This is a genomic window from Chitinimonas taiwanensis DSM 18899 (assembly GCF_900119825.1).
In the GTDB taxonomy this organism is placed as follows: Bacteria; Pseudomonadota; Gammaproteobacteria; order Burkholderiales; family Chitinimonadaceae; genus Chitinimonas; species Chitinimonas taiwanensis.
In genome coordinates, this window is the sequence record NZ_FPKR01000011.1 from 60262 (window position 1) to 86971 (window position 26710).

Sequence of the window (26710 nt, forward strand, 5' to 3'; positions counted from 1 at the left end):
CAGCCCGCTTGTATAAGCCAGATTAAGCCACAGGCGCGTCATCTGCGCGCGCTCCAGCTGTGCCTTGTGCTGCGTCGTGTTGAAAAACCTACGTATCGCCTCAGCTCATCCGCCTTGTAAGGGGGCGCACGGGCCCGCTTTGAGCGGCGGGCTTCAGGTCAGCGGCTTGCTCAGGATGCGTGCGGAGGCCGGGCACAATGTGCTGAATTGACTGGTCTGGCGCAGCGCGGGTGGTGCTGCCTCGCGCGCGATGGCCTGATAGCCGTGACGGACGAAGAAAGCTTCGGCGCTGGTCGTGAGCAGATACAGCGTGTGCCGGCCCTGCTGGCGCGCCAGCTGTTCCAAGTGGGCGATCAGCTGCGAGGCCAGGCCCTGCTGGCGATAGGCGGGCGCCACGGCCAGCGAGCGCAGCAGACCGATCTGCGCATGGCCTTCGATGCCGGCCATCGCCACCAGCTCGCCGGCGCTATGCATGCCAACCAGGGTCAGATCAGGCAGCGTGGCGAGATCGGCATAGGGCAGGTCCATGGCCGCGAGCAGCTGCTGGGCAGCGCGCAGATCGCTGATCGGTTCTATATGCATGCTCAAACACCTTCTTGTTCACTGCCAGGCAGCAGCCTGCGCGGGCAGTTGGGAGGGCGGGACGCGGCGCGCCGATATGCGGCCGAGTGCGCGGGGCGTCAGGAAAATTACACCAAGACTTTCCCTGTCGCCATCTGCGCAGCTTGTCCCTGCCGCGATCTGGGCGGACAATTCACGCCGACTCGGGGTGCCCCGCCATTGGCCGGGGCTGAGACACACCCGCATCACCTGATCCGGATCATGCCGGCGTAGGGAAGTCCGCCTCCCTGGCCTTCTCTGCGCGCAAGGAGAAGCCCTATGCCCCCCCTGAATTTCCCGCTCGCGCGGCTGGCCGATGAAGTCGCCCGCCTGCGCGCCAGTACGCCGCTGGTTCATATCCTTACCAATGAAGTGGTGCAGGAGATCAGCGCCAATGTGCTGCTGGCCGCCGGTGCCGCGCCGGCCATGATCGTGGCCGAGGCGGAGGTGGCCGACTTTGCCGCCATGGCCGGCGCCGTGCTGATCAATGTCGGCACGCTCTATCCGGCCCGTTACGCGGCCATGCGCGCGGCCGTACTGGCAGCCAATGCGGCCGGCGTGCCCTGGGTGCTCGACCCGGTGGCGGTGGGTGTGCTCGCCTATCGCCGTGAAGCCTGTCGCGAACTACTGCAGCTGCGGCCGGCTGCCATCCGCGGCAATGCCTCGGAAATCCTCACCCTGGCCGGTATGGGCAGTGGCGGGCGTGGTGTGGACAGCACCGATGCCGCCGAGCAGGCGCTACCGGCCGCCATGGCGCTCGCACGCCAGACTGGCGCGGTAGTGGCGGTGACCGGTGCAGTCGATTACATCACGGATGGCGAGCAAGCCTGGGCCACGCCCTGGGGCGATGCACTGATGACGCGCGTGGTGGGCACCGGCTGTGCGCTATCGGCACTGGTGGCGGCCTTCTGTGCGGGCGCCCCCAACCGTCTGGATGCAGTCGCCGCCGCCTGTGCGATGGCCGGCTTGGCTGGCGAGCAGGCCATGGCCGCCAGCCAGGGGCCGGGTTCCTTCAAAGCGGCCTGGCTGGATGCGCTGTACCAGCTGGCACCGACCCATCTCACGGGGCAATCCGCATGAGCAAGCTCGATCTATCGCTTTATCTGGTGCTCGACCCCGAGCTGTGCGGTGGCCTGGCCGGCATGGTGCAGACTGCGCACCGCGCGGCGCAGGCTGGGGCCAGCGTGGTTCAGCTGCGTGCGCCGCAGTGGAAGAAGCGCCAGTATCTGCAGGCCGCCATTGAGCTGAAGGCGGCGCTCGACCCGCTCGGCGTGCCGCTGATCATCAACGACCATCTCGATATTGCGCTGGCCGTGGATGCAGCCGGCGTGCACGTAGGCCAGGCCGACCTGCCCGTGGAGGTGGTGCGCCGCCTGCTGGGGCCGGACAAGCTGATCGGCCTGTCCACCTCGAATGCCAGCCAGCTGGCGGCCGCGCCGCTGCATCTGACCAATTATGTGGGCGTGGGGCCGGTCTATCCGACCGGGACCAAGCCCGATGCCTCACCGGTCATCGGCCTGGCTGCCTTCAGCCAGCTGATGCGCGACAAGCGCCTGCCCGCGGTGGCGATAGGTGGCATCCAGGCCGGCATGGCCGCGCCGCTGATTGCGGCCGGTGTGGATGGGGTGGCCGTGGTATCGGCCATCTGCGGCCAACCCGACCCGGCCGCCGCCACGGCCGCCTTGCTGAACGAGATACGCGGAGCACGCTCATGAGCATTCCTCATGCATTGACCATTGCCGGCTCGGACTCGGGCGGCGGCGCCGGCATCCAGGCCGACCTGAAGACCTTCTCGGCGCTGGGCGCCTATGGCATGAGCGTGCTGACCGCGCTGACTGCGCAGAACACCCAGGGGGTGAGCGCCGTGCATCCGGTGCCGGCCGATTTCGTGGCGGCCCAGCTTGATGCGGTGTTTGCCGATATCCGCGTCGATGCGCTCAAGCTTGGCATGCTGGCCAATGCCGTCATCATCCACGCCGTGGCCGACGGCCTGCGCCGCTATGCGCCGCAGTATGTGGTGCTGGATACCGTGATGATCGCCAAGGGCGGCCACCCGCTGCTGCAGGCCGATGCGGTGGGGGCGATACGCAGTGCGCTGCTGCCGCTGGCCAGCCTGATCACCCCGAATCTGCCCGAGGCCGCCGCGCTGCTCGGTTGCGCGCCAGCCGACAGCGAGGACGCGATGCGCGCCCAGGGCCGCGCGCTGCTGGCGGCCGGCGCACAGGCAGTGCTGATGAAGGGCGGCCACCTGGGCGGCGCGGAAAGCCCGGACTGGCTGATTACGCCGGAGGGCGAGACCCGTTTCAGCCAGCTGCGCGTGGCCACCCGAAACACCCATGGCACCGGCTGCACACTGTCGGCCGCGCTGGCCGCCTTGCGCCCGCGCCATGCCGACTGGCCGGCCACCGTGGCCGCCGCGCGCGACTATCTGCACGCGGCTTTACAGGCGGCCGACCGGCTGGCGGTGGGGCAGGGCATCGGCCCGGTCCATCACTTCCACGCCTGGTGGTAGGCCGGCCGCTAGCGCAAAGTCGCCCCAAAACAAAGCCCCGCTCTGGCGGGGCTTTGTTTTGCTGGGAAGCTGCGCTTACAGCGCTTCCAGTGCCAGCAGCTCTTCCACGGTCTGGCGGCGGCGGATCAGGCGGTCGGTGTCGCCGTCCACCAGCACTTCGGCAATCAGCGGGCGCGAGTTGTAGTTGGACGACATGCTGGCGCCGTAAGCGCCGGTGTTGTGCAGGATCAGCAGATCGCCCACCTCCGCGCGCGGCAGGGCGCGCGGCAGTACCACGCCGCCATCTCCCTGGGTAAATACATCCCCCGATTCGCACAGCGGGCCGGCCACCACGCTATGGCCGGCCGGGCGCTCGGCCCCATCGTGGGCAATCAGGCTGATGCCGTGATAGCTGCCATACATGGCTGGGCGCATCAGCTCATTGAAGCCGGCATCCACCAGTACGAAGTGATTGCTGCCGGCCTGCTTGGTGGCGCGCACCTCGCTGATCAGGCAGCCCGCTTCGGCCACCAGATAGCGGCCTGGTTCGATTTCCAGCTGCAGCGGGTGACCGAGCACGGCTTCGGCCTCACGCCGTGCCGCATCCCACAGGCCGAAATAGTGTTCGGTGTCGATGCTGGCCTCGCCGTCCTTATACGGAATGGACAGGCCACCGCCGGCCGAGATCGCGTGCAGATCGTGGCCGGCCGCACGCGTTTCGCGCACCAGCTGCACCATGGCGCCGCATACCTGGCTCAGATGGCCGTAATCGACGCCCGAGCCGATATGCATATGCAGGCCGACCAGTTGCAGGCCGTGCTTGCGCACCGCATCCAGTGCCGCGCGCAGCTCGCTATGCCAGATGCCGTGCTTGCTGTGCTCGCCGCCGGTATTGGTCTTATTGCTGTGGCCATGGCCAAAACCTGGGTTGATGCGCAGCCAGACCGGATGGCCGGGCGAGACTGCGCCGAGCTGCTCGAGCATATCGATGGAGCCGGCATTGACCGGCACACGGTGCTCGACCACGGTGTCCAGCGTGGCGCGGTCGAGCAGGTCGGCGGTGAACACGATGGCATCGGGCGTACTGGCCGGGTCGAAGCCGGCCGCCAGTGCACGCAGGATTTCTCCGCGCGATACCGCATCCACCTTCACGCCGGCCTCACGCATCAGGCGCAGGATGTGGGTGTTCGAACAGGCCTTCTGGGCAAAGCGCACGGTATCGAAGCGCTGCAGATCGGCAATGCGCTGGCGGATGGTGGCGGCCTCATACACCCACAGCGGGGTGCCATAGCGGTGGGCCAGGTCGGTCAGGCGGGTGGGGTTCAGCATGGTGGCGGCTTTCTGAAAGATTGCCGCCATGCTGCGCGCTGGTTAGTATGCTGTCCAATGCTGATTTTTGGCGTATCAATTCAATTTTGATATGGATTTAGGATGGCCGAGCTGATTTCCCACCGTCTGATCGAGGTGTTCCGCGCCGTGATGAGTACCGGCAATGTGACCGAGGCAGCGCGCCTGCTGCATAGCTCGCAGCCGACCCTGAGCCGCGAGCTGGCGCGCCTGGAACAGCTGCTGGGCTACGCGCTGTTTGCACGCAGCAAGGGTCGCCTGCAACCCAGCGCACGCGCCTTGCTGTTGTATGAGGAAGTGCAGCGCAGCTATCAGGGGCTTGATGCGGTGGTGGGGCTGGCGCGCGAGCTGGCGGCGGGCGAGCGTGGTTCGCTCAGTGTGCTCAGCCTGCCCGCGCTGACCCAGGCACTGCTGCCGGCCGCCTGTGCGCGCCTGTTGGCGCAGCATCCGGGCGCGCAGCTGGCCATCACCCCGCAGGAATCGCCGCTGCTGGAGGCCTGGCTCAGCGCGCAGCGCTTCGACCTTGGCCTGACCGAACATATCGAAGCGCCACCTGGCACCCGCGTGCAGCCACTGCTGGTCGCCGATGAAGTATGCGTGCTGCCGGCCAGCCATCCATTGGCCAGCCGCAGCGTGCTGGCGCCAGCCGATTTCGCCGCCCAGCCCTTTATCAGCCTGTCGGCCCAGGATCCTTACCGTGCCCAGCTCGACCAGGTATTCGCCGCCGCCGGCGTGCAGCGTGCGCTATGCCTGGAAACCCATAGCGCGGTGGCGGTCTGCGCGATGGTGGCTGAGGGCGTGGGCCTGTCCATCGTCAACCCGCTCAGTGCCGCCGCCTGCGCCGATCCGCGTCTGGTGCTGCGCCGCTTCAGCGTATCGATTCCCTACCGGGTCGGCCTCGTGCTGCCCGAGCACCGCCCGGCCAACCCGCTGCGCGATGCGCTGACCGCGGCGCTGCGCGATAGCGCAGATGCCGTGCTGGCAAGGTTGGCGGCGCTCTAGCCAGCCAGAATCAAGCGCTTAATGACCATGAGTTGCCAGACTTAGTGCATATGCACGAAAAATCGTACTGATCTTGCTGAAATCCGTATTAGTCACTCGATAAAACATCGTTACTGTTCAGCTCCACAGTGCCGATGCGATAGAGCACTGATCACGCACCCAAGTGCCCATAAAACGGAGACAGTAAGATGAAACAGCAAGCCTTTCTGGGCTTGGCCCTTGTCGCGGCCTTGTCCCTGCCCAGCACCGCCACCGAACTCGTGATTGTCACCGTGAATAACGGTCATATGATCGAGATGCAGAAGCTTGGTAAGTATTTCGAGCAGGCGAACCCCGGCATTCAGCTCAAGTGGGTGACCCTCGAGGAGGGAGTGCTGCGTCAGCGCGTCACCACCGATATCGCCACCAAGGGCGGTCAGTTCGATGTGATGACCATCGGCATGTATGAAACGCCGATCTGGGGCAAGAAGGGCTGGCTGCAGGAGATCAAGCCCGATGCGGCCTACGATGTGGACGATTTGCTGCCGGCCATGCGCAATGGGCTGTCGGTGGGCGGCAAGCTGTATGCGGTGCCCTTCTATGGCGAAAGCTCGATGCTGATGTACCGCAAGGACCTGGCCGACAAGGCGGGCGTGCAGGTGCCCGAGCGCCCGACCTGGACCCAGATCCGCGATCTGGCCGCCAAGATTCACGACCCGAAGAACGGTGTGTATGGCATCTGCCTGCGCGGCAAGCCGGGCTGGGGTGACAATATGGCCTTCCTGTCCACCATGGTGAATACCTTCGGTGGCCAGTGGTTCGATATGAGCTGGAAGCCGCAAATCGACAGCAAGCCCTGGCGCGATGCGGTCGGTTTCTATGTGGACATGATGAAGAAGTACGGCCCACCCGGCTCGTCCAGCAATAGCTTCAACGAGATCCTCGCCCTGTATAACCAGGGCAAGTGCGGCATGTGGGTGGATGCAACGATTGCCGCCTCCTTTGTCAGCGATCCCAAGCAGTCCAAGGTGGCGGACAAGGTCGCCTTTGCCCAGGCACCCACCATGGTCACACCCAAGGGTGCCAACTGGCTGTGGGCCTGGACGCTGGCCATTCCGGCGGGCTCGCAAAAGGTAGAGGCCGCGCGCAAGTTTGTGACCTGGGCGACCTCGAAGGAATACATCCAGCTGGTGGCCAAGGTGGAAGGCTGGCACGCCGTGCCGACCGGCACGCGCAAGAGCACCTATGCCACGCCGGAATTCCAGAAGGCGGCCCGCTTTGCCGCCGCCGAGAAGATGGCCATCGATTCGGCCAACCCGAACGACAGCACCTTGCCCAAGTCGCCCTATGTGGGCGTGCAATTCGCGGCGATTCCCGAGTTCCAGGCCATCGGCATCACGGTGGGTCAGCAGATGAGCGCGGCCCTGGCCGGCAAGACCACGGTGGATGCAGCGTTGAAGGCATCCCAGTTTGCTGCTGAGCGGGAAATGAAGAAGGCTGGTTACTACAAGTAAGGTGCTAAGCGACCCTGCTTGTTGAACCCACGGTGCCCGCTGCGGCGGGCGCCGTGCTCGCTGCCACCTTCCGAGTACGCCACCATGAACCGTCTGTTGCCGCGCCTCTTGCTGGCCCCGGCCGTCACCACCTTGTTTCTGTGGATGATCGTGCCGCTGGGTATGAGCATCTATTTCTCGCTGATCCGCTTTAACTTGCTGCAACCCGACCAGCACGGCTTTGCCGGGCTGGAGAACTTCGAATACTTCGTCACCGATCCGTCCTTTTCGGTGGCGGTGCTCAATACCCTGTTGCTGCTGGGCAGCGTGATCCTGATCACGGTGCTGCTGGGCGTCCTGATCGCGCTGCTGATCGACGAGCCCTTTCCCGGTCGCGGCATCGTACGCGTGCTACTGATCTCGCCCTTCTTCGTCATGCCCACGGTGAATGCGCTGCTGTGGAAGCACATGATGATGAACCCGATCTACGGCGTGCTGGCCCAGGTCTGGCAGTTCTTCGGCGCGCAGCCGGTGGACTGGCTGACCGAACACCCCCTGTTCAGCGTGATCGTCATGGTGTCCTGGCAATGGCTGCCGTTTGCCACGCTGATCTTCGTGACCTCGCTGCAGAGCATGAACCGCGAGCAGCTGGAGGCGGCGCGCATGGACGGCGCCAACTATCTGCAGCAGCTGCGCTATCTGTATCTGCCCCATCTGGCCCGCTCGGTGGCCGTGGTGGTGATGATCGAGCTGATCTTCCTGTTGAGCGTCTTCGCAGAAATCTTCACCACCACCGGTGGCGGGCCGGGCGACGCGAGCACCAATGTCGCCTTTCTGATCTTCAAACAGGCGCTGCTCAATTTCGATGCCGGCGTGGCCTCGGCCGGTGCGCTGTTCGCCGTGGTGCTGGCCAATATCGCCGCCGCCTTCCTGATCCGCCTTGTCGGCAAGAACCTGGATAAATAAGGACGACGACCATGGCTAGATCCCGTCTGACCCCAACCCTGATGGCCCGCACCGTATTGGCCTGGGCAGTCGCCCTGCTGCTGTTCTTCCCGCTCGCCTTTCTGTTCCTGACTGCCTTCAAGACCGAGCTGCAGGCGATTGCCGTGCCGCCCGAGCTGATCTTCAGCCCCACGCTGGAGAGCTTTCGCGAAGTGCATACGCGCAGCGACTACCTGCTGTTCGCCAAGAACTCGGTGATCACCAGCGTGGTGTCCACGCTGCTGGGCCTGTTGATTGCGGTGCCGGCCGCCTATTCGATGGCCTTCTTCCGCGGCCCGCGCACCAAGGACATCCTGATGTGGATGCTATCCACCAAGATGATGCCGGCGGTGGGCGCGCTGGTGCCCGTGTATGTGCTGGCCCAGTACAGCGGCCTGCTCGATACCAAGCTGGCGCTGATCATCCTGTTCATGCTGTCCAACCTGCCCATCATGGTCTGGATGCTGTACTCGCACTTCAAGGACATTCCGCCGGAAATCCTCGAAGCCGCCCGCATGGATGGCGCCAATCTGTGGCAGGAATTCCGCCGCGTGCTGCTGCCGCTGGGCATGGGCGGCATGGCGTCCACCGGCCTGTTGTGCCTCGTGCTGTCCTGGAACGAGGCCTTCTGGAGCCTGAACCTCAGTTCCGCCAAAGCGGGCACGCTGGCCACCCTGATCGCCAGCTATTCCAGCCCCGAGGGGCTGTTCTGGGCCAAGTTGTCGGCCGCCTCCCTGCTCGCCATTGCGCCCATCGTGGTGTTCGGCTGGTTCAGCCAGAAGCAGCTGGTGCAAGGCCTGACCTTCGGCGCCGTCAAATAATTCGAGGAGACATCGTCATGGCTTACCTGGCACTCAAAGGCATAGAAAAATTCTTCGGCGAGCATCGCGCCATCAAGGGCATCGATCTCAGCATTCACCAGGGCGAGTTCATCGTCTTCGTCGGTCCATCGGGCTGCGGCAAGTCCACGCTGCTGCGGCTGATCGCCGGCCTCGAGCAGATCGATGGTGGCGAGCTGGTGCTGGATGGGCGCGATATCACCAAGCTGCCCTCCAGCAAGCGCGACCTGGCCATGGTGTTCCAGAGTTATGCGCTCTACCCGCATATGAGCGTGTTCGAGAACATGAGCTTTGCGCTGCAGCTGGCCAAGGTGGACAAGGCGGTGATACGCGAGAAGGTCGAGCGCGCCGCGCGCATTCTCAACCTCAGCCCTTATTTGCAGCGCACACCCAAGGAACTGTCGGGTGGCCAGCGCCAACGGGTGGCGATCGGGCGCGCCATCGTGCGTGCGCCCAAGGTGTTTCTGTTCGACGAGCCGCTGTCCAATCTGGATGCCGCCCTGCGCGGCCAGACCCGGGTGGAGATCGCCAAGCTGCACCGCGAACTGGGCGCCACCACCATCTATGTCACCCACGACCAAGTAGAGGCCATGACCCTGGCCGACCGCGTGGTGGTGCTGCGCGATGGGCAGATCGAGCAAGTCGGTACGCCGCTTGAGCTGTATGACCAGCCGGCCAATCAGTTCGTCGCCCAGTTTATCGGCACGCCGCAGATGAATGTCGTGCAGGCCGAGCTACTGCCGGGTCTGCACCGCGCCTTCGGCCTCGAGACGCCCCTGCAGGGTGCGGTCGGCCTGCGCCCGGAGGATGTGGCGCTGTGCCGGCCTGGCCAGGGCACGCTGGATGGCCAGGTGGAATTGATCGAGGCGCTCGGGGCCGAGACGCTGATTTACGTGAGCACCCCGCTCGGCGCCCAGCTGGTGGCGCGCCAGCACAGTCGCAGCCCGCTGCAGCTGGGCGATGCGGTTGGCGTGCAGATCGACGCCCAGGCCGCCCATCTCTTCGATGCGCAAGGTCGCATCACCCGTCACGGCCACGCCGCGCAGACTCACTAAGAGGCCATCATGTCCACGCATACCCATCTCATCCTGCATCTGGGGCTGGGCTCCTTTCATCGTGCCCATCAGGCGGTCTATCTGCATGCGCTGCAGGCAAGCGGCGACCGGCGCTGGGCGCTGGCCGGCGGCAATATCCGCCCCGATATGCCCGAGACGATCGCGGCCCTGATCGCCCAACACGGTGCTTACACGCTGGAGACGGTGTCGGCTGCCGGTCAGCGCAGCTACACACGCATCACCGCCCTGCAGCAGGTACTGCCTTATACGCCCGATCTGGCCGCGCTGATCTGGCTGGGGGCCGACCCGGCCACGCGCATTCTGTCCTTCACGGTCACTGAGGCTGGCTACTACCTCGACAACCGCCATCAGCTCGATGCCAGCCAGGCCGATATCCAGGCCGACCTGGCCGCCGCCCGAGCGGGCCGTGCCGGCAGCACCTTGTATGGCGCGCTGAGCGCCATCTTGCGCGCGCGTCGTGCCGCAGCAGCGGGGCCGATCACCCTGCTCAATTGCGACAATCTGCAGCACAACGGCAGCCGTGCCCGCGGTGGCCTGCTGCAGTTCCTGGAACTCGCGGGCGAGACTGAGTTGGCCGAATGGGTGAGCCGCAACACGGCCAGCCCGAATGCGATGGTCGACCGTATCACACCGCGCCCCACGCCTGCGGTACGCGAGCGCGTGCTGGCCGCCACTGGTGTGGACGACGCGGCGGCGCTGATGAGCGAGGACTTCATCCAGTGGGTGATCGAGGATGACTTTATTGCCGGCCGGCCCGACTGGGAGCGGGTTGGCGTGGAGATGGTCGCTTCGGTGCAGCCCTATGAGGAGGCCAAGCTGCGCCTGCTCAATGCCACCCATAGCTGCATCGCCTGGGCCGGCACGCTGCTCGGTTTGCACTATATCCACGAGGGCACCCAGCATGCGGCGATCCGCCAGCTCGCTTACGACTATGTGAGCGAGGACACGATTCCGGTGCTCGATACCCCTGCGCAGCCGAGCCCGCTCGATCTGCATGCCTACCGCGACAAGGTGCTCGAGCGCTTCGCCAACCCGGCGATTGCCGATACCAATCAGCGCGTGGCCATGGATGGCTTTGCCAAGATCCCCGGCTTTATCGCCCCCACGCTGCGCGAACGGCTGGCACGCGGTGAGTCGATTGCCTGCGTGGCCATGCTGCCTGCGCTCTTCCTGGCTTTTTTGCAGCGCTGGCATGCCGGCGCGCTCAGCTATCGCTATCAGGATCAGGCCATGGACCCGGCAGCTGCCCAGGCGATCTGTACGGCGCCCGACCCGGTGGCCGCTTTTGCGGCCGATACCACGCTATGGGGTGAGCTGGCCGGTGATGCACGCCTGCTGGCGGCCTTGCGCCTGGCCAGCCAGCGCGTAGAAGCCTTCGTGGCGGAGCAGCGCGCATGAGCGCCCGTCTGCATGGCAAGCATGCGCTGCTGACCGGTGCCGCGGGTGGCATTGGGCTTTCAGTGGCACGCGCCTACCTGGCCCAAGGCGCGCGCTGCACGGTGGCGGACATCGGCGCCCAGCCCAGCGCGGCATTGGCTGAACTACTTGCTGAATACCCGCAGGCATTGCACTACCAGCCCACTGACATCACCCAGCTTGAGCAGATTGACGCACTGATTGCCGCTGCCGAGACACGCTTCGGTGCGCTAAGCACGCTATTCAACAACGCTGCGGTTTTCGATATGGCCCCGCTGCTGGAAAGCCATGAGGCGATGTATGAGCGCCTGTTCGCGGTCAATGTGAAGGGTGCCTTCTTCGTCATGCAGAAGGTGCTGGCGCGCATGGTGGCGCAGGGCACGCGCGGCGCGATCATCAATATGGCGTCCCAGGCCGGTCGGCGCGGCGAAGCGCTGGTGTCGCATTACTGCGCGAGCAAGGCCGCCATCATCAGCTATACGCAAAGTGCCGCGCTGGCGATGGCGCCGCATGGCATACGCGTGAATGGCATTGCACCGGGCGTAATCGCCACACCGATGTGGCAGCATGTGGATGCCCTGTTCGCGCGCTACGAGAACCTGCCGCTGGGCGAAAAGCAGCGCCAGGTGGGGGCGGCCGTGCCGCTCGGCCATATGGGCGCGCCGGACGATATCTGCGGCGCGGCCGTGTTCCTGGCCAGTGACGAGGCTGGCTATATCACCGCGCAGACACTGAATGTGGATGGCGGTAATGTGATGTCCTGATTGCCGTTTATGCCGCTGACCATGCCCCAGAACCTTGTCATTCCGCGCCGCATCAAGCCCGAGCTGGAAATCGATGCCGGCCGCTCCAGCGACCTTGGCTACGAGGCGCAGAGCGAGGCCGGCTCGATCCGCTGCCTGGCGCACGGCTATCCGACGCCGCTGGCGCGCTGGCACTGCCATGATGAGTACGAGTTACACCTGATTACCGCTACCTCGGGCAAGGTTTTCGTGGGCGACTGGATAGGGCAGTTCCAGCCCGGTCAGCTGGTGCTGACCGGGCCGCGCCTGCCGCATAACTGGGTGAGCATGGATCTGCCCGAGGGCGGCGTGCTCGAGCGCGATCTGGTCATTCAGTTCCCGCATGCGCTGATCGAGGCCGGCAGCCGCAGCATTCCCGAATTGCGCGAGGTGCTGCCCATGCTCGAGCGCGCCAAGCACGGCATCGAGTTCTTCGGCCTGCATGAGCTGGCGCGCGAGCACTGGCTGCGCATCAAGGCCACGCGCGGGCTGACCCGCTTCGGTGCCTTCTGCGTGCTGATGAGCGAGCTGGCACGCTGCCCCGACTACCGACTGCTGTCCAGCGCGCGCCTGCAAAGCCAGGATGATGACGATCAGCTCGAGCAGATCAATCGCATCGTGAACCGGATCACCGATCATCTGGCTGACCCGCTCTCGGCTGCCGAGCTGGCCGATGAGCTGGGTATGAGCCAGAGCCGTTTCTCGCGCTTTTTCCGCCGCGCCACCGGCAATACCTTTACCGACTTCATCAACCATGTGCGCGTCAACCGCGCCTGCCAGCTGCTGATGGAGTCCGAACGCCTGATCACCGACATCGGTTACGAAGTCGGCTTCAACAATATCGCCAACTTCAATCGGCGCTTCCTCGACATCAAGGGCATGACGCCGCGCGAATTCCGCCGCCAGGCTACGCGCCGCTTCGGTCCGCAAAAGTGAGTTTGCATGTATCTGGGCATCGACCTTGGCACCTCCGGCCTCAAACTGCTGCTGCTGGATGCTGAGCAGCGCATCATCGCCACGGCCGACGCGCCGCTGAGCGCACAGCAGCCGCAGCAGGGCTGGAGCGAGCAGGACCCGCAAGCCTGGTGGGCCGGGTTGGAGCTGGCGGTGGCGGCTTTGCGCCACCAGGCGCCCGCGGCCTGGCAGGCGGTATGCGCGATAGGCCTCTCGGGCCAGATGCATGGCGCGGTGTTGCTGGATGCGCGCGACCAGGTCCTGCGCCCGGCCATTCTGTGGAATGACGGCCGTGCGGCACTGGAATGCGCGGAGCTTGAGCAGGCGGTGCCTGATTCGCGCCGCATCAGCGGCAATCTGGCCATGCCCGGCTTTACCGCACCTAAGCTGTGCTGGCTGCGCAAGCACGAAGCCGCGCTGTTCGCCCGTATCCGCAAGGTGTTGCTGCCCAAGGATTGGTTGCGTCTGCAACTGTGCGGCGAGGCGATCAGCGAGATGTCGGATGCTTCGGGTACGCTGTGGCTGGATGTCGGCGCGCGGCGCTGGAGCGCGACCATGCTGGCCGCCTGCGGGCTGGATGAGACGCAGATGCCACGCTTGGTGGAGGGTAGTAGCCTGAGCGGTACGCTGCGCACCGAGCTGGCTAGGCGCTGGGGCCTGCCGCCCGGCGTCAAGCTGGCGGGTGGGGCGGGCGACAATGCCGCCAGTGCCATCGGCATCGGCGCGGTGGCGCCTGGACAGGGTTTTATCTCGCTCGGCACCTCGGGCGTGGCCTTCCTGGTCAGCGATGGTTTTCGCCCTGCACCGGCCCAGGCCGTGCATGCCTTTGCCCATGCCTTGCCAGCCAGTTGGCACCAGATGGCGGTCATGCTGAGTGCCGCCAGTGCATTCGGCTGGGTCAGCCGGCTGACTGGCAGCGCCGATGCCGTCAGCCTGGCCGCCCAGGTTGCGCAACTGCCTATCGCAGACCGCGAACGCGCGCCGCTGTTTCTGCCCTACCTGAGCGGTGAGCGCACACCACATAACAATGCCGCTGCCAGCGGCGTGTTCATCGGCCTGCGTCATGAGCATGATGCGGCGGCGCTCGGCTATGCGGTCATGGAAGGGGTCGGTTTTGGCCTGCTTGATGGCATGCAGGCCATGGGGCAGGCGGGTCCGGGCGAGGCGCTGGCCCTGGTCGGCGGTGGTGCACGCAGCAGCGCCTGGGGGCAGTTACTGGCCGCGCAGCTCGGGCGTCCGCTATACCGGCCCGAGCATGCGCCGGTGGCGGCGGCCCTGGGCGCCGCAAGGCTGGCCTGGCTGGCCGATGGGGGCGAGCTTGCACAGGTCTGCCCGCCCAGCGGGGGCGAGTTGCTGCAGCCCGATGCGAGCATGCAAGCGATGCTGCAGGCGCGCCATGCGCGCTATCAGGCGCTCTACCTGGCGCTACGCGCGCATTTCTAATGCAGCGAGCGCTCGGGGAGTGCGCAAAAAAAGCACAAAGAAAAAGCCCGCTTCGGCAACGAAGCGGGCTTTTCTGTGGTGGCGTCCCCACGGGGATTCGAACCCCGGTAGTCACCGTGAAAGGGTGGTGTCCTAGGCCTCTAGACGATGGGGACTTAGCCTATCGATCAATCAGTGTGGGGCTGATCAATCTTATTTCTTGGTGGAGGTAAACGGGATCGAACCGATGACCTCTTGCATGCCATGCAAGCGCTCTCCCAGCTGAGCTATACCCCCAAGATACTGCTTGCAACTTGCGTTGCGCATCAGGCTGATCTTACTGTGACGCCGCCTGATGGCGAAACCGGCGAACCGATTTCTGTGGTGGCGTCCCCACGGGGATTCGAACCCCGGTAGTCACCGTGAAAGGGTGGTGTCCTAGGCCTCTAGACGATGGGGACTTAGCCTATTGATGTGGCGGTTTGCACCGCTGCATCGAATTCTGTGGTGGAGGTAAACGGGATCGAACCGATGACCTCTTGCATGCCATGCAAGCGCTCTCCCAGCTGAGCTATACCCCCACTCGGGCTTCGCTGCGGTGATGCTGCGGCGAAGAGACGCGCATCATAAGGAGCTTGTTATGACTTGTAAAGCCCCTTTTTCAAAAAATCACCACAACTTCCACCACGCCACATCGCCGACCACCTTTTCTTCGCTGAGCTGGCTTTGCGGATAGTTCTTGGCGATCACGCGGCGCGTGTCGTCGCGCAGCTCCTGCTGGCCGAGGCGGTCGTAGGAGGCGGCCATCACGAATAGCGCCTTCTCGACGCGGTCGGTGTTGCTGTAGTTCTCCAGCACGCTCTTGGCGCGGTTGGCGGCAGCGAGGTAAGCGCCACGCTTGAAGTAGTAGCTGGCCACGTGCAGCTCGTGGTCGGCGAGGGCCACCACCAGGAAGGCCATGCGGTCGCGCGCATCAGGCGTGTAGCGGCTGTTCGGGAAGCGGCTGACCAGATCGCGGAAGGCCTCGAAGGATTCGCGCGCCGATTTCGGATCGCGCTCGGCCATATCCTGCTTGGACAGGCTGGCGAACAGGCTGCGGTCTTCGATGAAGTTGACCAGGCCCTTCAGATAGAGCGCGTAATCGACATTCGGATGGGTCGGGTGCTGCTTGAGGAAGCGGTCGATGGCGGCCAGCGCCAGTTCCGGTTCCTGGTCCTTGAAGTTGGCATAGGCGACTTCCAGCTCGGCCTGTTGCGCGTACTTGCCATAGGGATAGCGCGCCTGCAGGGTCTCGAACAGCTTGACCGCACGGTTGTAATTGCCGCTGTCCATTTCCGACTTGGCTTCGCTGTACAGCTCTTCCACGCTGGGGCCGGCGTTCTCCGCATCGGGTTTGGGTGTGCCCGCGCAAGCCGAGAGCAGTAGGGCGGCGGTGAGTAACGTTACAATGCGCTTCATGGAACACTCCGATATCGAAGCCGAGGATTATAGCGAGTCGGACGCGCTCGTACGCGTCACGCTGCCAAGGAATAACAGTGGCGGCCGTTTTGATGCGGCGCTGGCTGCCGTATTAAGCGACTACTCGCGCAGCCGCCTGGTGCGCTGGATGGACGAAGGCCGCATCCTGCTCGATGGCAAGCCGGCCAGCCCGAAAACCCGCGTCTGGGGCGGCGAGACGGTCGAGGTGATGACCGAACCCGATCCCGAGGAGGTGGCTTACCGCGCCGAGCCAGTGGATTTCCCGCTTGTCTACGAAGATGCAACGCTGCTGGTCATCGACAAGCCAGCCGGCCTGGTGGTTCACCCGGCGGCCGGAAATTGGTCGGGAACCCTGCTCAACGGCCTGTTGTATCGCTACCCCGACCTCGCCGGTGTACCGCGCGCCGGCATCGTGCACCGGTTGGATAAGGACACCAGCGGGCTGATGGTGGTGGCGCGTACCTTGAAGGCGCAGACCGATCTGGTGCGCCAGCTGCAGGCGCGCACGGTCAAGCGCCACTATCTGGCCATTGCCCAGGGCGTGCTCAAGCGCGATGGCAGCGTGAATGCCCCGATCGGGCGCGACCCGCGCAATCGCCTCAAGATGGCGGTGGTGGAGAACGGCAAGCCGGCGCTCACCCATTACAGCGTGATCGAGACCTTTGCGCGCCATACCTTGGTCGAATGCCGGTTGGAAACCGGCCGCACCCATCAGATCCGTGTGCATATGGCCCATCTTGGTCATGCGCTGGCGGCCGACCCCGTATATGGCGGCAAGCCCGGCCTGCTGTCCGATGAACTCAAAGCCGTGCTGGCCGCCTTTGACCGCCAGGCGCTGCATGCGGCCAAGCTGGCCCTGGTTCACCCCGACAGCGGTGACGTGCAGCAATGGGAAAGCCCACTGCCCGAGGATATGCAGCAACTGATCGCGCAACTGCGCAAGGAAGTGGCATGAACAACTGGATGACGGCTGCGTTGCAGCCCGACTGGCCGGCACCGGTCAATATCCGCGCCTGCATGACGACGCGGCTAGGTGGCTTGAGCCTCGCGCCCTATGCGAGTCTGAACCTGGGCGATCATGTTGGCGACGTGCCGGCCACGGTAGCGGCCAACCGCGCTCTGCTGCGTGCCCAGCTACCGGCCGAGCCGGCCTGGCTCAAGCAGGTACATGGCATCGCGGTCGTGGATGCCGCTGCGCCCGATCTGGGCGTGCCGGAGGCCGATGCCTCGGTGAGCCGTGTGGCGGGCGCGGTGTGCGTGGTAATGACCGCAGATTGCCTGCCCGTGCTGTTTACCCGCCGTGACGGCATGGCGGTGGGCGCCGCGCATGCAGGCTGGCGCGGTCTGCATGCTGGCGTGCTGGAGGCGACCGCGGCGCGGCTGGGCGACGGCCATGAGCTGATGGCCTGGCTAGGACCCGCCATTGGCCCCGCTGCCTTTGAAGTGGGCGAGGAGGTGCGTGCCGCGTTTCTGGCCCACGATGGGGCGGCAGCTGCGGCGTTTCGCCCTGGCAAGGCGGCCGGTAAATGGTGGGCCGACATCTATCTACTGGCGCGCCAGCGCTTGGCGGCCATCGGCATCCAGCAGGTGTATGGCGGCGGCTTGTGTACGGTGAGCGATGCGGCGCGCTTCTTTTCCTACCGGCGCGAGCAGACCACTGGGCGTATGGCGGCGCTGATCTGGCGTACCGCCTGAGCGGCCAAGACCAAAGAAAACGGCAACCCGCGGGTTGCCGTTTTCTTTGCTGGCGCTGCTGCGCTCAGTCGAACAACTCTTCCAGAAAGCTCTTCTTGCGATAGGGCTTGTGGCCGTAATGCTTGTCATAGCCCTTGTCGTAGTGCTGCGGCGCGTGGCTGCGTTCGTCGCGGTAGACCGGCGCGGCCGGAGCGGCTTGTGGGCTGGGGGCCGATTCCTGGCGGCTGCGCTCGATGATCTTGTCGAGCTCGCCGCGATCAAGCCAGACGCCACGGCATTGCGGGCAATAGTCGATCTCGACACCGGCGCGCTCGCTCATCACCAGCGCGGTTTCCTTGCAGACGGGGCAGTGCATGCTGAGCTCCAAGCATAAATTAGCAATGCTGGCTCAGACCGGCTCGGCGCATGTCGGTTCCCCGGCTTGCAAGCGGGCAGTACTAGCTGAGCGGCTTGGCTTCGGTGATCCGGTAGTAAAGCCCCATTGGGTCGTTCTGCAGGATTTCGAACTTGCCGCTCAGCGTGATCGGCTCGTAGCCGTATTTGATCGGCACGCTGGCCTTCACTTCGATGACCGAGTCCGGCCCGCCCGGCAGGCAGAATGCGCAGCTCGGTGGGCTGGCGGTCAGGATGAAGTGGCTCTGCTTCTCGGTCATGCTCAGTGGCAGCATGAAGCCCTGCAGCTTGACGGTCTTCTTCTGCAACGCGCTGATGCCCTTGTCAAAGCGCGGCACCATGCGCTGGCCCTGCTGCACCGATTCAATCTGCGCCAACAGGCGCCAGGACACGAAGCCCGCGCGCTCGGGCAGGCTGGGGCCACCAGCCGGTGTGACGCCGAAAGCGGCGCCGTTCTTGGGCGCGGGGCCAGGCGGCAGACTGGACGGGTCGGCCGCGGAGACCAGATTGCTGCTGATCAGGATGGCCAGACTGAGAAGCGGGTTCGAGAACATGCGGCGAACTTTCATGGTGTGAGTCAGCAGCTTACTGCGCAGCTTTACGTGCTTCCAGCGTGACTGGGTTCAAGATCATTTCGAAGCGTTTGCCGTCGCGTGTGCGGCCGCGGATTTCGTAGCATTTATGGTGAACCTCGGCATTCTTCACCGTGTGGCCGGCCTGCTCGGCCTTGCGCAGGGCGGCCGACAGCGGCTGCCATTTGTTCTCCGGCTCCTGCGTGCACGGGCTTTCATCGTGGGCGAGGGCGCTGGTGCTGAATAGGGCGGTCAGCAAGGCAGTGGTCAGCAGGTGCAGGCGCATGGGGCTTCCTTTGCAAGGTCAACGTTCAGACAAGAGGGCGGCAATATCGGTTCGCCAGGCGTGTATCGCGGGCAGCAAGGCTGCCAGCACGCCCACCAGCAGGGCTAGCAGTAGTAGCGCGGCTTCTTCCTTCAGCCATATCAACCCGGTCAGATTTAATCCGGGGGTCAGCCCTGCGCGGCCAATGGCCTCGGCTGCGCCATGCCCGAGCAGTAAACCGAGGGCGGCGCCGGCCGCGGCCAGCAGCAATCCCTCCAGCAGCACGCTGGCGAATAGGCGCCAGCGGCTGCTGCCCAAGAGGCGCATCACGGCCAGGTCGTAGCGCCGCTCGCGCAGATTGCCGTACAGGGCCACGAACAGCGAGAGCGCGGCCGAGAAGATCAGCACCGCGGCAAACGCGCGTAGGGCGTCCAGGCCAAAGCCCAGGATGTTCAAGAGACGCATGGCTTCCATGGCCGGCGAGGCCGCCTGCAGCGCGGTTTCGGCATTGATCTGGCGCGGCAGGGCCAGGATGGCCAGTGGCGTTTTGTAGCGGATCAGCAGCGCGGTGATATCGCGCGGCTTGCCATCCTCGGCATCGTCTTCGCTGGCGTGGTGCTCGTGCATATCCCACACGCTTTGCAGATCGGTCAGCACCAGCTCATCGAGGATGCTGCCACTGGGGGCCAGGATGCCGACCACCTGGTAGCGATTGTCGTCGTGTAAAGGGCCGCCGGCTGCCAGCCCATGCGAGCTGGCAAATTCCTCGCCGAGCTTGAGCCCGCTGCGTTGCGCCACCTTGGCGCCCAGCACCGCTTCCATCGACACCTGCCAGGGGCGGCCCTGGGCGAGCTTGGCGCCATACAGCTGCAGATAGTCGGGCGTGGTGCCGACGATGCGAAAGCCCTGCAGATTGTCGCCCAGCGCAAGCGGGATGCTGCTCGCCACCAAGGGGTGGCGGGCCAGCTTGTCGGCTTCGGCCTTGGCGATATTCCCGGTCGGGATGTCGGCGTGATAGACGCTGGAGAGGATCAGCTGCAGCGGACTGCCCTTGGCGCCGACCACCAGATCGATGCCAGCCGCGGTATGCAGCAGCTTGTCTTCCAGCTGGCGGCTGAACAGCAAGAGCAGGCTGATGGTGGCAATACCGAGCGCCAGCAGCAGCAGATTGAGCGCGCTGTGCAGTGGGCGCGCCAGCAGCTGGCGGCGGGCGAGCAAGAAGAGATTCATACGCGCGCCTCGAGCAGGAACTGGCGGTCGAAGCGCGCATGCACGCGCGCGTCATGGCTGGCGATCAGTAGCGTGGCGCCCGCCTGTTGGGCGGCGCCTTGCAGCAGGTCGAGCACCGCAGTGGTGTTTGCGTCATCCAGGCTGGCGCTCGGTTCATCGGCCAGCAGCAGCTTGGGGTGGTTGAGCAGGGCGCGCGCAATCGCCACGCGTTGCGCCTGGCCCTGTGACAGTTGCTGCGGGCGGCGCCCGGCCAGCTCGATCAGCCCCAGGCTGGCCAGCACGCGCTGGCACTGCGCGGCATCCTGCGGCAGGCGGGCCAGGTATTGGGCCAGCTGCAGGTTTTCCAGCACATTCAGGCTGGCGAGCAGATGCGCGCGTTGCGGAATGAAGCCGATATGCCGGCCGCGCCAGGCATCGCGCTGCGCGGGCGGCAGTGCGGCCAGCGCTTGTTCGGCCAGCCAGATGTCTCCCTGCTGGGGCTGCAGCAAGCCGGCCAGCAGCGACAGCAGCGTGCTCTTGCCGCTGCCCGATGGGCCGCGCAGCACCGCCTGCTCGCCCTGCTGCAGCGACCAGTCGGGAAAGCGCAGCTCGGCCGTCTGGCCGTAGCGATAGCGCAGTGCGTGCAGGCGGAACATCAGTTCTGCCGCATGCCGGCCACCAGGGTGGCGATGTTGTAACGCATCATGGCCAGATAGCTGCCGGCCACGCCGCTGGGCTGGGACAGCGCATCCGAATACAGGCGGCCACCGACCTTGGCGCCGGTTTCGCGGCTGATCTGCTCAAGCAGCTTCGGGTTGCTGACATTCTCGACAAAGATCGCTTTGATGCCTTCGCGCTTGGCCTGCTGGATCAGCTTGCCTACGCCCTTGGCCGAGGCTTCGGCCTCGGTATTCATGCCTTGCGGGGCGAGGAACTGGATCTTGAAGCGCTGGCCCAGATAGCCGAAGGCATCGTGCGAAGTGATCACACGGCGCTTGGCGGCTGGGATGCTAGCCACCTCCTTGTCCGCCCACTGCTCGAGCGCCTGCAGCTCCTTGCCATAGCTGGCCGCGCGTTGCTGGTAGTAGGCGGCATTGGCCGGGTCAGCACGGCTGAGGCCAGCGGCGATATTTGCCACATAGATATGGATATTGGCCGGGTTCTGCCAGGCATGCGGGTCGACCTTGCCGTGATCGTGGCCGTGGTCATGGTCGTCGTGACCATGCTCGTCCTCGGCCATGGTGTGGGTTTTGACCTTGTCGCTGGCGACGACGCGGGCGCCCTTGTACTGGCTGGCGCGCGCCAGGCGTTCCATCCAGCCCTCAAAAGCCAGACCGTTCACCACCAGCAGCTTGGCGCTGGCCAGTGTCTTGCCGTCGCGCGGGCTGGGTTGATAGACGTGTGCATCGCCATCCGGACCGACCAGGGTCTGCACCGCCACCTTGTCGCCCCCCACCTGCTGGACCAGGTCACCGAGGATGCTGAAGGAGGCGACCACCGGCAGCTTATCGGCCGCCTGGGTGGTCAGGGCCAGACCGGCGAGCAGGGCATACAGGCTAGGGCTGAGTTTCATCATCATTCTCCAGAAGGCGGGCGTAGCCCGGGCTAGGCAGCCCATGGGCGGCCGGTTTTGGGCGCCCTTGGGGGCGCGCAGCAGGTGTATCGAGTGATGCGGGCGTGCGTGAGCGTGTCGACTCAGGCTTCCAGATGTTCGCGACCCAGCCAGCGCCAGATCAGACCGCCGCGCGCGCCAAAGGCCAGCGAGACGAAGTAGGCGAGGCCGGCGGTCAGGATGATGCTCGGGCCCGAGGGCAGGTCGCCGTGGTAGGAGATCAGCAAGCCGATATAGCCAGCCACCAGCGCGATGCCGAGTGCGATGGCCAAGAGGGCAGGCAGCTCTTTTGCCCACAGCCGCGCGCTGGCGGCAGGCAGCATCATCAGGCCCACAGCCATCAGCGTGCCCAGGGCCTGAAAGCCGGCCACCAGATTCAGCACGACCAGGATCAGGAAGGCGAAGTGCGCCCAGGCGCCGCGCCCGCCCATGCTTTGCAGGAATTCCGGGTCAAAGCTTTCCACCACCAGGGCGCGGTAGAACAGCGCCAGCACCAGCAGGGTGATGCTGGCCACGCTGGCCAGGAAGATCAGCGCCGCGGCATCCACGGCCAGCACGGTGCCGAACAGAATGTGCATGAGGTCGACATTGCTGCCCCATTTGGAAACCAGCAGCACGCCCGAGGCGAGCGAGACCAGGTAGAAGGCCGCGAAGCTCGCATCCTCCTTCAGCTGGGTGGCGCGGGTGACCACGCCGGCGGCCAGTACCACCACCAGGCCGGCGAGCAGGCCGCCGATGCTCATTGCGGTCAGCGATAGGCCATAGACGATAAAGGCAATCGCGGCGCCGGGCAGAATGGCATGGCTCATCGCATCGCCCATCAGGCTCATGCGGCGCAGCACCAGGAAGAGGCCGATGGGCGCGCAACCGAGGGCCAGGGCCAGGCAGCCGATCAGCGCGTGGCGCATAAAGGCGAAGTCGGCAAACGGTTGCCAGAGGAGTTCGTAGGGGCTCATGCGGGCTTCAGTGGCTGTGCGCGTGGTCGTGCGGTGGCGTGGGGAGCGGCGTTTCGTCGCGGTGGCAGACCGGCGCCTGTTCATCCCAGCTTTGCGGCATGCCATTGGCGCGATTCAGATTGGCCTGGGTCAGCACGGTGGCGGTATCGCCCCAGGCAATGCATTCCTTGGCCAGCAGCAGGGTGTGCGGGAAGTGGCTGCGCACCTGTTCATAATCGTGCAGCACGGCAATTACGGTGCGGCCTTCACGCCGCCAGCTGGCCACCAGCTCCAGCAGCTCGGCCGTGGTGCGCGCGTCGAGCGCGGTAAATGGCTCGTCAAGCAGGATCACCCTGGCGTCCTGCAGCAGCAGGCGGGCAAATAGCACGCGCTGGAATTGGCCGGCCGATAGCTCATCGACCGGGCGCTTGCCAAAGCCGGCCAGGCCGACCCGCGCCAAGGCCTCGTCGGCACGCTGGCGCGCACTGCGACTGACCCGACCGAACCAGCCCGAGCTATGCCAGTCGCCCAGCAGCACCACATCTTGCACCGCGAGCGGAAAGTCGCGTGCAATCGCAGCCTGCTGCGGCAGATAGGCAATCTCGTGTGGCTTCAGACCGCCGGTTTCCACGCTGCCATGATTGGCCTGCATCAGACCGACGATGGCTTTCAGCAGCGTGCTCTTGCCGGCACCGTTCGGGCCGACGATGGCGGTCAGCTCGCCAGGCGCGAACTGGCCGGACACATGGTGCACGACGGGGTGGCGGTGATAGGTCAGGGTCAGATTGCGCAGCGCAATCGCACCGCGCGGCGCAGCGGCCGGCGCGTGCTGCGCATGCGCATGATGGTGGTGGGCGTGGCTCATGCTGCGCCTCGCAAGGCCCACCAGACGGCCAGCCACAGCACCGCCAGCATGGGCAGCACCAGCAGCACACGCTGGAAGGCCGACAGGGCGATCAGGCGCGAACGCTTCATGCCTGCGCCTCGCCATCGCCATGGCGGCAGTTCGCACACAGACCCTTCACCTCGATATCCTGCGGCGCCACGCTAAAGCCCCAGGCCTTGGCATCCTCGGCCAGGCGCGCTTCCAGCACCGGGTCGGTCAGTTCCTTCACCGTGTGGCACTGGTTGCAGATCAGCATCACGCCATGGTGCGGATGTTCGAAATCACAGCAGGCCACGAAGGCGTTCTTCGATTCGAGCTTATGGGCGAGGCCGGCGGCGACCAGGAAATCCAGCGCGCGATACACGGTGGGCGGCGCGGCGGTCGGCTTTTGCTTCTGGATCGCGGCCAGCAGGTCGTAGGCCTTGACCGAGCCGGGCGCGCTCAGCAGCAGGGCCAGTACCTCGCGGCGCTGCTCGGTCAGCTTTTCGCCGCGCTTGGCGCACCATTGCGCAGCGGCGCTGAGATTGTCTTCCAGGGAATGGGTATGAGCATGGGGCATGGCGCTGATGTTATAACGTATCAAACATCTGCGGCAAGCCAGCTCGTCGGGAGCTTGGACGATTAGTCTGGCGAAACGCGCTCCGCTGCATCGCCTGAGGCGGCGTCCGTCTGCGCCTGCCGCTCGGCCAGTGCGCGGTCACGCGCGGCGCGGCGTTTCTTGCTCAGTGTGCCCAGCCACAGAAAGGCCGGCAGGATGCCGGCGAACAGCAGGGTGAAGAAGCCGGAGAAGAAATGCCCGCTCAGCATGGCCACAATGGCCACCATGCCGATGACGTAGAAATAGGCGATGGCGACGATCAGCATGGCGGTGGTGCTTTCGATGCAAGGGTGGCGGAGATCGGGGCGAGCTGCCTATACAACAGCGCGCGGGCTGGATAGGGATAATTCAAGCAAGCGCTCGACTATATAAGTACAATCTGAAACCTTATTTTCTTTCTTTTCGAGCGCCGCCGCCATGCGTACCCGTATCACTGAACTGTTCGGCATCCAACGCCCGCTGATCTGCCCGGGCATGAGCTATATCGCCGTGCCCGAGCTGGTGGCCGCGGTGGGGAATGCGGGCGGCCTGGGTATTCTGGCCACGGGCCCCTTGAATGCCGAGCAGACGCGTGCGGCGATCCGCCGCGTGCGCGAATTGAGCGACAAGCCGTTTGGCGTGGGCGTGACCCTGCTGATGCCGGGCGCGGCCGAGAATGCCAAGGTGGCGCTGGAAGAGCAGGTGCCGGTGATCAATTTCTCGCTCGGCAAGGGCGACTGGATTGTCGAGGGCGCCAAGCGCTATGGCGGCAAGGTGATTGCCACCGTCACCACCGAGAAGCACGCGCGGGCGGCCGAGAAGATCGGCGTGGATGCGCTGCTGGTCACCGGCCACGAAGCCGCCGCGCATGGCGGCGCGGTCACCTCGCTGACGCTGATTCCGGCCATCCGCGATGCGGTCAAGCTGCCCATTATCGCGGCTGGCGGTTTTGCCGATGGGCGGGGTTTGCTGGCCGCGCTGGCCCTGGGTGCCGATGCGATTGCCATGGGCACCCGCCTGGCCACCACGCGCGAAAGCCCCGTGCATGCGGCCACCAAGGGCATGATCGTCAGCAAGAATGTCAGTGAGACGATCTATAGCGCCAAGTTCGACGGGATTCCGTGCCGGATGATGGATACCCCGACCGCCAGACGCAAATCGGCGCGGGCGTTGACCATTTTCGAGGCGGTGCCGCGCGCCATGCTGGCCGCGCGCAAGATCGGCATGTCGATGGCCACCGTGCTGGCTGGCGCCTTTGCCAAGCCGGCCGCCATCAAGCAGCTGGCCCAGTTTGGCGCAGCCACCGAATCGATACGCCTTGCCATCGAGGAAGGCGACCACCACCACGGCGTGCAGCTGATCGGCCAGGCCCAAGGCCTGATCCGCGATCTGCCCGCGGTGGCCGATCTGTTCGAGCGCCTGCTGGCCGATGCGGCACGCATCAAGGCCGAGCTGCCGGGCTAAACACGCGAATTGCACGCCGCCTTACTCGGCGCGCCGCCAGACCGGGAAGGGGTCAGGCAGCGCGCGAATGGGCAGCTGGCTTTCCTCATCGCGCAGCAGGCAGGCGTCGAAGGCGCTGCGTAGCGCGGCTTCATCCATGTTTTGGCCGATCAGCACGATTTCCTGAATACGGTCGCCGTATTGCGCATCCCACTCGGCACGGATGCTGGCCTGCGACTCGGCGTCCTGCGGCCACTCCCGCTCTGGCACCGCGGCCCACCAGATACCGGCCGCGCCATGGCGGGCCAGCGGGCCGGCCTGAGACCAGTTGGCCACGAAGTCGGGGCGGCTGGCCAACCAGAAATAGCCCTTCGAGCGCAGCACCCCCGGCCATTCGCGCTGGATCATCTGCCACCAGCGCTGCGGGTGGAAGGGGCGGCGCGCACGGTAGACAAAGCTGCTGATGCCGTATTCCTCACTCTCCGAGCGGGCTTCGCCGCGCAGCGTCTGTAACCAGCCCGGCGCATTGGCCGCGGCTTCAAAATCGAACAAGCCGGTGTCCAGCACCTGATCGAGCGCCACCGCGCCAAACTCGCTATGGCAAATCCTTGCGCGCGGGTTCAGCGCATGCAGGATGTGCTCAAGCTGGGCCAGTTGCTCAGCGCTCGCCTGATCAAGCTTGTTCAGCACCAGCACATCGCAAAACTCCACCTGCTCGATCAAGAGGTCGACCACGCCACGTTGGTCCTCCTCGCCCAGGGTTTCGCCGCGCGCGGCCAGGCTGTCTTCGCTGCCGTAATCGCGCAGGAAGTTATACACATCGACCACGGTCACCATGGTGTCCAGCCGCGCGATATCGGACAGGCTCTGGCCATGCTCATCGCGGAAGGTGAAGGTCTCGGCCACGGGCAGCGGCTCGGAAATGCCGGTCGATTCGATCAGCAGATAATCAAAACGGCCTTCGGCGGCGAGGCGGCGGATCTCGATCAGCAGATCCTCGCGCAGCGTGCAGCAGATGCAGCCATTGCTCATCTCGACCAGACGCTCTTCAGCGCGCGATAGCTGCGCGCCGCCCTCGCGCACCAGGCGCGCGTCGATATTGACCTCGGACATATCGTTGACGATGACCGCCACGCGCTTGCCCTCGCGGTTGTTCAGCACATGGTTGAGCAAGGTGGTCTTGCCGGCGCCCAGAAAGCCGGACAGCACGGTAACGGGCAGGCGTGTATCGCCCAGTGGTAAAGCTGGCATGGGAAGCC

Annotated in this window: 28 protein-coding genes, 4 tRNA genes, 1 pseudogene and 1 riboswitch; of the genes and pseudogenes, 15 read left to right on the forward strand and 18 right to left on the reverse strand. The window is 65.2% G+C overall.

The features are described from left to right. Nucleotides 1-153: 153 nt before the first annotated feature. Nucleotides 154-582 carry an arsenic resistance N-acetyltransferase ArsN2 gene (arsN2, locus tag BT173_RS13855; protein ID WP_072429268.1) on the reverse strand — a complete coding sequence of 143 codons (429 nt, stop codon included), beginning with the start codon at nt 580-582 and terminating at the stop codon, nt 154-156. 173 nt (nt 583-755) lie between these two features. After that, nucleotides 756-854, forward strand: a riboswitch (TPP riboswitch). A 25-nt stretch (nt 855-879) separates the two neighbouring features. Here arsN2 and thiM point away from each other — a divergent pair. Genes thiM through thiD form a run of 3 tightly spaced genes read left to right on the forward strand, consistent with a single transcriptional unit; the run spans nt 880 to nt 3112 of the window. After that, nucleotides 880-1680 carry a hydroxyethylthiazole kinase gene (thiM, locus tag BT173_RS13860; RefSeq protein ID WP_072429269.1) on the forward strand — a complete coding sequence of 267 codons (801 nt, stop codon included), beginning with the start codon at nt 880-882 and terminating at the stop codon, nt 1678-1680. Then, nucleotides 1677-2315 (forward strand): thiamine phosphate synthase, encoded by a 639-nt coding sequence (thiE, locus tag BT173_RS13865; protein ID WP_084658623.1) that lies wholly within the window; start codon nt 1677-1679, stop codon nt 2313-2315. The genes thiM and thiE overlap by 4 nt, the downstream gene beginning before the upstream one ends. Further along, a complete protein-coding gene (thiD, locus tag BT173_RS13870) occupies nt 2312-3112 on the forward strand; it encodes a bifunctional hydroxymethylpyrimidine kinase/phosphomethylpyrimidine kinase (protein WP_072429271.1) in 801 nt (266 codons plus the stop codon). The genes thiE and thiD overlap by 4 nt, the downstream gene beginning before the upstream one ends. Before the next feature lie 75 nt (nt 3113-3187). Here thiD and lysA read toward each other — a convergent pair whose 3' ends face one another. Beyond that, nucleotides 3188-4450, reverse strand: a complete 1263-nt coding sequence (gene lysA, locus BT173_RS13875; protein ID WP_072429272.1) for a diaminopimelate decarboxylase — start codon at nt 4448-4450, stop codon at nt 3188-3190. 72 nt (nt 4451-4522) lie between these two features. On the opposite strand from lysA, the gene BT173_RS13880 reads away from it, so the two are divergent. The 9 genes from BT173_RS13880 to xylB all read left to right on the forward strand — a co-directional run bounded on the left by BT173_RS13880 (nt 4523) and on the right by xylB (nt 14406). Continuing rightward, nucleotides 4523-5440, forward strand: a complete 918-nt coding sequence (locus tag BT173_RS13880) for a LysR family transcriptional regulator (RefSeq protein WP_072429273.1) — start codon at nt 4523-4525, stop codon at nt 5438-5440. 188 nt (nt 5441-5628) lie between these two features. Continuing rightward, nucleotides 5629-6933: an ABC transporter substrate-binding protein gene (locus tag BT173_RS13885; protein WP_072429274.1), complete on the forward strand. Its 1305-nt coding sequence runs from the start codon at nt 5629-5631 to the stop codon at nt 6931-6933. Nucleotides 6934-7017: 84 nt separating this feature from the next. Continuing rightward, a complete protein-coding gene (locus tag BT173_RS13890) occupies nt 7018-7878 on the forward strand; it encodes a carbohydrate ABC transporter permease (protein WP_072429275.1) in 861 nt (286 codons plus the stop codon). Nucleotides 7879-7889: 11 nt separating this feature from the next. Next, nucleotides 7890-8717, forward strand: coding sequence for a carbohydrate ABC transporter permease (locus BT173_RS13895; RefSeq protein ID WP_072429276.1), 828 nt, complete (start codon nt 7890-7892; stop codon nt 8715-8717). Nucleotides 8718-8734: 17 nt separating this feature from the next. After that, the gene (locus BT173_RS13900; protein WP_072429277.1) at nt 8735-9790 is read left to right on the forward strand and encodes an ABC transporter ATP-binding protein; all 1056 of its coding nucleotides are present in this window, start codon (nt 8735-8737) and stop codon (nt 9788-9790) included. Nucleotides 9791-9799: 9 nt separating this feature from the next. Beyond that, nucleotides 9800-11209, forward strand: coding sequence for a D-arabinitol 4-dehydrogenase (dalD, locus tag BT173_RS13905; protein ID WP_072429278.1), 1410 nt, complete (start codon nt 9800-9802; stop codon nt 11207-11209). Further along, nucleotides 11206-11991 (forward strand): L-iditol 2-dehydrogenase, encoded by a 786-nt coding sequence (locus tag BT173_RS13910; RefSeq protein WP_072429279.1) that lies wholly within the window; start codon nt 11206-11208, stop codon nt 11989-11991. The genes dalD and BT173_RS13910 overlap by 4 nt, the downstream gene beginning before the upstream one ends. Before the next feature lie 21 nt (nt 11992-12012). Continuing rightward, a complete protein-coding gene (locus BT173_RS13915; protein ID WP_245794184.1) occupies nt 12013-12945 on the forward strand; it encodes a helix-turn-helix domain-containing protein in 933 nt (310 codons plus the stop codon). 6 nt (nt 12946-12951) lie between these two features. Then, complete coding sequence (gene xylB / locus BT173_RS13920; protein WP_072429281.1) at nt 12952-14406, forward strand: xylulokinase; 1455 nt, start codon at nt 12952-12954, stop codon at nt 14404-14406. A 79-nt stretch (nt 14407-14485) separates the two neighbouring features. Here the strand turns inward: xylB and BT173_RS13925 are convergent. The 5 genes from BT173_RS13925 to BT173_RS13945 all read right to left on the reverse strand — a co-directional run bounded on the left by BT173_RS13925 (nt 14486) and on the right by BT173_RS13945 (nt 15843). After that, a tRNA-Glu gene (locus BT173_RS13925) sits at nt 14486-14561 on the reverse strand. A 45-nt stretch (nt 14562-14606) separates the two neighbouring features. Then, nucleotides 14607-14682: transfer RNA gene (locus BT173_RS13930), tRNA-Ala, on the reverse strand. Nucleotides 14683-14770: 88 nt separating this feature from the next. After that, a tRNA-Glu gene (locus BT173_RS13935) sits at nt 14771-14846 on the reverse strand. Between the two features lie 44 nt (nt 14847-14890). Beyond that, nucleotides 14891-14966: transfer RNA gene (locus BT173_RS13940), tRNA-Ala, on the reverse strand. Nucleotides 14967-15054: 88 nt separating this feature from the next. Then, on the reverse strand, nt 15055-15843 hold the full coding sequence (locus BT173_RS13945; RefSeq protein WP_072429282.1) for an outer membrane protein assembly factor BamD: 789 nt from the start codon (nt 15841-15843) through the stop codon (nt 15055-15057). On the opposite strand from BT173_RS13945, the gene rluD reads away from it, so the two are divergent. Both rluD and pgeF read left to right on the forward strand, forming a co-directional pair. Next, on the forward strand, nt 15842-16819 hold the full coding sequence (gene rluD / locus BT173_RS13950; protein WP_084658658.1) for a 23S rRNA pseudouridine(1911/1915/1917) synthase RluD: 978 nt from the start codon (nt 15842-15844) through the stop codon (nt 16817-16819). The two genes, BT173_RS13945 and rluD, sit on opposite strands and share 2 nt — an antisense overlap. Further along, nucleotides 16816-17559 carry a peptidoglycan editing factor PgeF gene (gene pgeF, locus BT173_RS13955; RefSeq protein ID WP_072429284.1) on the forward strand — a complete coding sequence of 248 codons (744 nt, stop codon included), beginning with the start codon at nt 16816-16818 and terminating at the stop codon, nt 17557-17559. The genes rluD and pgeF overlap by 4 nt, the downstream gene beginning before the upstream one ends. Nucleotides 17560-17623: 64 nt before the next feature. On the opposite strand, the gene BT173_RS13960 is transcribed toward pgeF, so the two are convergent. The 10 genes from BT173_RS13960 to BT173_RS14005 all read right to left on the reverse strand — a co-directional run bounded on the left by BT173_RS13960 (nt 17624) and on the right by BT173_RS14005 (nt 24295). Next, nucleotides 17624-17914 (reverse strand): TFIIB-type zinc ribbon-containing protein, encoded by a 291-nt coding sequence (locus BT173_RS13960; RefSeq protein ID WP_072429285.1) that lies wholly within the window; start codon nt 17912-17914, stop codon nt 17624-17626. A gap of 82 nt (nt 17915-17996) precedes the next feature. After that, the gene (locus tag BT173_RS13965; RefSeq protein WP_072429286.1) at nt 17997-18521 is read right to left on the reverse strand and encodes a DUF3299 domain-containing protein; all 525 of its coding nucleotides are present in this window, start codon (nt 18519-18521) and stop codon (nt 17997-17999) included. Nucleotides 18522-18537: 16 nt separating this feature from the next. Next, nucleotides 18538-18810, reverse strand: coding sequence for a PepSY domain-containing protein (locus BT173_RS13970; protein ID WP_072429287.1), 273 nt, complete (start codon nt 18808-18810; stop codon nt 18538-18540). Between the two features lie 18 nt (nt 18811-18828). Then, nucleotides 18829-20019: an ABC transporter permease gene (locus BT173_RS13975; protein ID WP_072429288.1), complete on the reverse strand. Its 1191-nt coding sequence runs from the start codon at nt 20017-20019 to the stop codon at nt 18829-18831. After that, complete coding sequence (locus BT173_RS13980) at nt 20016-20654, reverse strand: ABC transporter ATP-binding protein (RefSeq protein ID WP_072429289.1); 639 nt, start codon at nt 20652-20654, stop codon at nt 20016-20018. The genes BT173_RS13975 and BT173_RS13980 overlap by 4 nt, the downstream gene beginning before the upstream one ends. Next, nucleotides 20654-21571, reverse strand: coding sequence for a metal ABC transporter substrate-binding protein (locus BT173_RS13985; protein WP_072429290.1), 918 nt, complete (start codon nt 21569-21571; stop codon nt 20654-20656). Before BT173_RS13985 ends, BT173_RS13980 begins: the two co-directional genes overlap by 1 nt. A 122-nt stretch (nt 21572-21693) precedes the next feature. Continuing rightward, nucleotides 21694-22566 (reverse strand): metal ABC transporter permease, encoded by an 873-nt coding sequence (locus tag BT173_RS13990; protein ID WP_072429291.1) that lies wholly within the window; start codon nt 22564-22566, stop codon nt 21694-21696. 7 nt (nt 22567-22573) lie between these two features. Further along, on the reverse strand, nt 22574-23410 hold the full coding sequence (gene aztA / locus BT173_RS13995; RefSeq protein ID WP_084658629.1) for a zinc ABC transporter ATP-binding protein AztA: 837 nt from the start codon (nt 23408-23410) through the stop codon (nt 22574-22576). A 106-nt stretch (nt 23411-23516) separates the two neighbouring features. Beyond that, entirely contained in the window at nt 23517-23990 is a 474-nt protein-coding gene (locus tag BT173_RS14000) for a Fur family transcriptional regulator (protein ID WP_084658632.1), read from the reverse strand. Between the two features lie 62 nt (nt 23991-24052). Further along, entirely contained in the window at nt 24053-24295 is a 243-nt protein-coding gene (locus BT173_RS14005) for a hypothetical protein (protein ID WP_072429293.1), read from the reverse strand. 142 nt (nt 24296-24437) lie between these two features. On the opposite strand from BT173_RS14005, the pseudogene BT173_RS14010 reads away from it, so the two are divergent. Continuing rightward, nucleotides 24438-25472, forward strand: a pseudogene (locus tag BT173_RS14010) (NAD(P)H-dependent flavin oxidoreductase); the annotation flags it as partial. Between the two features lie 21 nt (nt 25473-25493). Here BT173_RS14010 and zigA read toward each other — a convergent pair. Then, the gene (gene zigA / locus BT173_RS14015; RefSeq protein WP_072429295.1) at nt 25494-26702 is read right to left on the reverse strand and encodes a zinc metallochaperone GTPase ZigA; all 1209 of its coding nucleotides are present in this window, start codon (nt 26700-26702) and stop codon (nt 25494-25496) included. Between the last annotated feature and the right edge of the window lie 8 nt (nt 26703-26710).